4 protein-coding genes are annotated in these 6,464 nt (G+C 73.0%); 2 read left to right on the top strand and 2 right to left on the bottom strand.

From position 1 onward, the window contains the following. Both ADY01_RS30955 and ADY01_RS30960 read right to left on the bottom strand, forming a co-directional pair. A partial coding sequence (locus ADY01_RS30955) for a sensor histidine kinase (RefSeq protein WP_049580037.1) occupies window positions 1-1,130 on the bottom strand: 1,130 nt, incomplete at its 3' end. A gap of 10 nt (window positions 1,131-1,140) precedes the next feature. Next, window positions 1,141-3,210 carry an MMPL family transporter gene (locus ADY01_RS30960; RefSeq protein ID WP_049580036.1) on the bottom strand — a complete coding sequence of 690 codons (2,070 nt, stop codon included), beginning with the start codon at window positions 3,208-3,210 and terminating at the stop codon, window positions 1,141-1,143. Window positions 3,211-3,254: 44 nt separating this feature from the next. Between ADY01_RS30960 and ADY01_RS30965 the strand changes: the two genes are divergently transcribed. Next, a complete protein-coding gene (locus ADY01_RS30965) occupies window positions 3,255-5,324 on the top strand; it encodes an MMPL family transporter (RefSeq protein WP_049580036.1) in 2,070 nt (689 codons plus the stop codon). A 10-nt stretch (window positions 5,325-5,334) separates the two neighbouring features. Next, window positions 5,335-6,464, top strand: a 1,130-nt coding sequence (locus ADY01_RS30970; RefSeq protein WP_049580037.1) for a sensor histidine kinase, incomplete at its 3' end; no start/stop codon positions are given.

Here is a 6,464-nt window from a genome sequence, read left to right on the forward strand (position 1 = left end):
GTGTGGGGGGTGGCGGTGAGGGTGCCGCCGATGCTGCGGGCGCGTTCGCGCATGCCGGTGATGCCGAAGCCGGGGCCGGCGGCCGGCTTCTCCGGCCGGGCGGAGCCGTTGTCGACGACGTCGAGGTGGAGTGCCGTGCCCTGATGGCGTATCGACACCTCGATGGAGACGCCGGGTCCCGCGTGGCGGACCGCGTTGGTCAGCGACTCCTGCACGATGCGGAACGCCGCCGCGCCGGTGACCGGCGGGACCGGGTCGTCGGCGTCCAGGGTCAGCGTCACCCTGGCTCCGGCCGCCTCGGCGGCGCGGACGAGGCCGGGGATGCCGCCGAGGTCGGGCAGCGGGTCGTGGCCGCCGCCGTTCGCGTCGTCGCCGCGCAGCACCTGAAGCGTGGTGCGCAGTTCGACGCGGGCGTCGCGGCAGGTCTCCGCGATGCTCTCCAGGGATTCGGCGAGGGCGGTGCGGTCGAGGCGTTCGGGGTCGGCGATCAGGATGTGGGAGGCGACGGAGGTCTGGACGCCGATCAGGGTGATGCTGTGGGCGAGCAGGTCGTGCAGGTCGCGGGCGATGCGCAGGCGTTCCTCGGCGACGCGGCGGGCGGCCTCCTCCTCGCGGGTGCGTTCGGCGCGTTCGGCGCGTTCGCGGATGGCGGCGATGTACTGGCCGTGCCAGCGCACGGCCTCGCCGAGCACGATGGGGACGAGGAACCAGCCGGAGACCCGGACCATGCCCACGCCGGTGTCGGCGTCGGTGTTCATCCAGACGAGGACGACCAGGACCGGGATCCCGGCGGCCAGCACCAGGCTGCGGCGCAGCGTTCCCGACACGGCCACCGCGTACAGGGCGAGTCCGCCGGCCGTCAGCGGCGCGAGGTGGGGGTAGTCGAGGGCGTGGTAGGGCTGGACGACGCACACGTGCGCGAAGAGCACCGCCAGCGGGCTGCGGCGGACCCAGGGCAGGGGCAGCATCGCGCCCGCGAGGAGGAGCCAGCCCGTGAGGTCGAGTTCCTTGCCGTCCGGCTCGGCGACGACCGCCGTCAGCGCGCAGAACGCGCCGACGAGGACGGCGATGAGCAGGTCGCGCCGCGGGACACGGACGCCCGTGTCCCGCGGAGGTGGGAGAGCCCTCATCGCGCAGCCGTCATCCGGCCCCGGCCCCGGCACGGGCACGAGCACCGGCATCCGCACCGGCATCCGCACCGGGCTCGCGGGAGAGGGGGCCCGGCGACCACACGCGGCGGCCCAGCAGCCAGCTCGCCGCGGTGACGATGTAGGTGCGGACCAGGAACGTGTCGAGCAGCACGCCGACCGCGACGATGAAGCCGATCTCGATCATCATCACCATCGGCATCGACATCAGCACCGCGAAGGTGGCCGCCAGCACGATCCCGGCGGAGGCGATCACGCCGCCCGTGGTGCGCAGCGCGGTGAGCGCCGCCTGGCGCGTGTCCATGCCGCGCAGGTTCTCCTCGCGCATCCGGTGCATCAGGAAGATGCCGTAGTCCACGCCGAGGGCCACGCCGAAGACGAAGGTGATCACCGCCATCGACTGGTCGATGCCCTCGAAGCCGAAGACCGAGGAGAACAGCAGGCCGCCCAGGCCCATGGCCGCGCCCCAGGAGGCGACGACGGCGGCGAGCAGGATCACCGGGGCGGTGACGCTGCGGAGCAGGGCGATGAGGATCAGCAGCACGGCGCCGAGGACGAGGGGGATGACGAGCATCCGGTCGTCGGCGTTGGTGTCGGCGAGGTCCATCTGCTGGGCCGTGGAACCGCCCACCACCGCGTCGGCGCCGTCGAGGGCGGCCAGATCCTCGCGCAGCGTCTCGACGGTGGCCTTCTCGCCGTCGGACTCGGGCGGGCCCTCGGCGTAGACACTGATCTCGGTCCAGCCGTCGCCGCTGCGGGCCGTCCGGGCGTCGGCGACGCCCTCGGTGGCCCAGGCGGCGTCGAGGACGGCGTCGGCGTGGTCGCTGCGCGCCATGACCGCGATGGGCTGGGCGCTCTGGTCCGGGTACGCCTCGGCCAGTTGCTCCATGGCGGTGATGGACTCGGGGGTGTCGACGAAGGAGTCCTCGCTGTTGAGGGTGGAGGGCATGGCGAAGTTGCCCAGGGCCAGCGCGCCCATCAGCGCGAGGCCGCCGGCGAGGATGGCGACGGGGCGGCGGGTGATCGAGCCGCCCACGCGCGCGAAGTAGCCGCGCTTGGCGTCGGTGCCCTCGCTGCCGTAGGCGGGGATGAAGGGCCAGAACACGCGCCGTCCGCATATCACCAGCAGGGCCGGGAGCAGGGTCAGCATCACCAGCAGCGAGCAGACGATGCCCGCGACGCCGACCGGGCCGAGTCCCGCGGTGCTGTTGAGGTCGGCGGCCATGAGGCACAGGAGGCCGGCGGAGACGGTGGCGGCGGAGGCCAGCAGTGCCGGGCCGCAGCCGCGGACGGCGTGGAGCATCGCGTCGAAGGGGCGCTCGTGGCGGCGCAGTTCCTCGCGGTAACGGGCGACCAGCAGCAGTGCGTAGTCGGTCCCGGCGCCGAAGGTCAGCACGCTCATGACCGCGAGGTTCATGCCGTTGACGGTGACGTCGAACATCTCGACCAGGCCGTAGACCAGCGCCCTGGAGGCCATGACGGCGACGCCGACGCCGAGGAGCGGGAGCAGCCACAGCATGGGGCTGCGGTAGGTGAGGATCAGGAGGATGGCGACGATGGCGGCGGTGGTCATCATCAGGGTGCCGTCGACGGAGGAGAAGACCTCGTCGTTGTCGAGCGCCAGTCCGCCGGAGCCGCCGACCATGACGGTCAGGCCGTCCGGAAGCCCCTCGGCGACGGTCTCGCGGACGTCGCGGACGGCTTCGATGCGTTCCTCCTGTTCGGCGAGGCCCCTGATCGAGACGGGGTACATCTCGGTGGTGCCGTCGGCGGAGGGGATGCCCTGTGCCGTGGCCTCACCGGCGGTCTCGTACCGGGCGGCGATGCCGTCGACCTGGGCGCGGGCCGCCTCGCGGTCGGCGCCGGTGAGGCCGCCGTCGCGCTCGTAGACGAGGATCACCTCGGTGGTCTCGCCGCCGGGGAGGCTCTCCTGGAGCGCGACGACCTGGGTGGAGTCGGCGCTCTCGGGCAGGTAGTCGATGGTCTCGTTGCTCTCGGCGTCGGCCACCTTGCCGCCGAGGGGCGCGGCGATGGCGAGCAGGCCGACCCAGAGCGCCAGGATGCCCCACAGTATGGCCCGGCGGCCGCCGGGCCATACTGTGGGGCATCCTGGCGCTCTGGGTCGGCCTGCTCGCCATCGCCGCGCCCCTCGGCGGCAAGGTGGCCGACGCCGAGAGCAACGAGACCATCGACTACCTGCCCGAGAGCGCCGACTCCACCCAGGTCGTCGCGCTCCAGGAGAGCCTCCCCGGCGGCGAGACCACCGAGGTGATCCTCGTCTACGAGCGCGACGGCGGCCTCACCGGCGCCGACCGCGAGGCGGCCCGCGCCCAGGTCGACGGCATCGCCGCCCGGTACGAGACCGCCGGTGAGGCCACGGCACAGGGCATCCCCTCCGCCGACGGCACCACCGAGATGTACCCCGTCTCGATCAGGGGCCTCGCCGAACAGGAGGAACGCATCGAAGCCGTCCGCGACGTCCGCGAGACCGTCGCCGAGGGGCTTCCGGACGGCCTGACCGTCATGGTCGGCGGCTCCGGCGGACTGGCGCTCGACAACGACGAGGTCTTCTCCTCCGTCGACGGCACCCTGATGATGACCACCGCCGCCATCGTCGCCATCCTCCTGATCCTCACCTACCGCAGCCCCATGCTGTGGCTGCTCCCGCTCCTCGGCGTCGGCGTCGCCGTCATGGCCTCCAGGGCGCTGGTCTACGGCCTGGTCGAGATGTTCGACGTCACCGTCAACGGCATGAACCTCGCGGTCATGAGCGTGCTGACCTTCGGCGCCGGGACCGACTACGCACTGCTGCTGGTCGCCCGTTACCGCGAGGAACTGCGCCGCCACGAGCGCCCCTTCGACGCGATGCTCCACGCCGTCCGCGGCTGCGGCCCGGCACTGCTGGCCTCCGCCGCCACCGTCTCCGCCGGCCTCCTGTGCCTCATGGCCGCCGACCTCAACAGCACCGCGGGACTCGGCCCGGTCGGCGTCGCGGGCATCGTCTGCTCGCTGCTGGTGATGCTGACCCTGCTCCCGGCCCTGCTGGTGATATGCGGACGGCGCGTGTTCTGGCCCTTCATCCCCGCCTACGGCAGCGAGGGCACCGACGCCAAGCGCGGCTACTTCGCGCGCGTGGGCGGCTCGATCACCCGCCGCCCCGTCGCCATCCTCGCCGGCGGCCTCGCGCTGATGGGCGCGCTGGCCCTGGGCAACTTCGCCATGCCCTCCACCCTCAACAGCGAGGACTCCTTCGTCGACACCCCCGAGTCCATCACCGCCATGGAGCAACTGGCCGAGGCGTACCCGGACCAGAGCGCCCAGCCCATCGCGGTCATGGCGCGCAGCGACCACGCCGACGCCGTCCTCGACGCCGCCTGGGCCACCGAGGGCGTCGCCGACGCCCGGACGGCCCGCAGCGGCGACGGCTGGACCGAGATCAGTGTCTACGCCGAGGGCCCGCCCGAGTCCGACGGCGAGAAGGCCACCGTCGAGACGCTGCGCGAGGATCTGGCCGCCCTCGACGGCGCCGACGCGGTGGTGGGCGGTTCCACGGCCCAGCAGATGGACCTCGCCGACACCAACGCCGACGACCGGATGCTCGTCATCCCCCTCGTCCTCGGCGCCGTGCTGCTGATCCTCATCGCCCTGCTCCGCAGCGTCACCGCCCCGGTGATCCTGCTCGCCGCCGTCGTCGCCTCCTGGGGCGCGGCCATGGGCCTGGGCGGCCTGCTGTTCTCCTCGGTCTTCGGCTTCGAGGGCATCGACCAGTCGATGGCGGTGATCACCTTCGTCTTCGGCGTGGCCCTCGGCGTGGACTACGGCATCTTCCTGATGCACCGGATGCGCGAGGAGAACCTGCGCGGCATGGACACGCGCCAGGCGGCGCTCACCGCGCTGCGCACCACGGGCGGCGTGATCGCCTCCGCCGGGATCGTGCTGGCGGCCACCTTCGCGGTGCTGATGTCGATGCCGATGGTGATGATGATCGAGATCGGCTTCATCGTCGCGGTCGGCGTGCTGCTCGACACGTTCCTGGTCCGCACCTACATCGTCACCGCGGCGAGCTGGCTGCTGGGCCGCCGCGTGTGGTCGCCGGGCCCCCTCTCCCGCGAGCCCGGTGCGGATGCCGGTGCGGATGCCGGTGCTCGTGCCCGTGCCGGGGCCGGGGCCGGATGACGGCTGCGCGATGAGGGCTCTCCCACCTCCGCGGGACACGGGCGTCCGTGTCCCGCGGCGCGACCTGCTCATCGCCGTCCTCGTCGGCGCGTTCTGCGCGCTGACGGCGGTCGTCGCCGAGCCGGACGGCAAGGAACTCGACCTCACGGGCTGGCTCCTCCTCGCGGGCGCGATGCTGCCCCTGCCCTGGGTCCGCCGCAGCCCGCTGGCGGTGCTCTTCGCGCACGTGTGCGTCGTCCAGCCCTACCACGCCCTCGACTACCCCCACCTCGCGCCGCTGACGGCCGGCGGACTCGCCCTGTACGCGGTGGCCGTGTCGGGAACGCTGCGCCGCAGCCTGGTGCTGGCCGCCGGGATCCCGGTCCTGGTCGTCCTCGTCTGGATGAACACCGACGCCGACACCGGCGTGGGCATGGTCCGGGTCTCCGGCTGGTTCCTCGTCCCCATCGTGCTCGGCGAGGCCGTGCGCTGGCACGGCCAGTACATCGCCGCCATCCGCGAACGCGCCGAACGCGCCGAACGCACCCGCGAGGAGGAGGCCGCCCGCCGCGTCGCCGAGGAACGCCTGCGCATCGCCCGCGACCTGCACGACCTGCTCGCCCACAGCATCACCCTGATCGGCGTCCAGACCTCCGTCGCCTCCCACATCCTGATCGCCGACCCCGAACGCCTCGACCGCACCGCCCTCGCCGAATCCCTGGAGAGCATCGCGGAGACCTGCCGCGACGCCCGCGTCGAACTGCGCACCACGCTTCAGGTGCTGCGCGGCGACGACGCGAACGGCGGCGGCCACGACCCGCTGCCCGACCTCGGCGGCATCCCCGGCCTCGTCCGCGCCGCCGAGGCGGCCGGAGCCAGGGTGACGCTGACCCTGGACGCCGACGACCCGGTCCCGCCGGTCACCGGCGCGGCGGCGTTCCGCATCGTGCAGGAGTCGCTGACCAACGCGGTCCGCCACGCGGGACCCGGCGTCTCCATCGAGGTGTCGATACGCCATCAGGGCACGGCACTCCACCTCGACGTCGTCGACAACGGCTCCGCCCGGCCGGAGAAGCCGGCCGCCGGCCCCGGCTTCGGCATCACCGGCATGCGCGAACGCGCCCGCAGCATCGGCGGCACCCTCACCGCCACCCCCCACAC

This window comes from Streptomyces sp. SBT349 (assembly GCF_001083795.1).
In the GTDB taxonomy this organism is placed as follows: Bacteria; Actinomycetota; Actinomycetes; order Streptomycetales; family Streptomycetaceae; genus Streptomyces.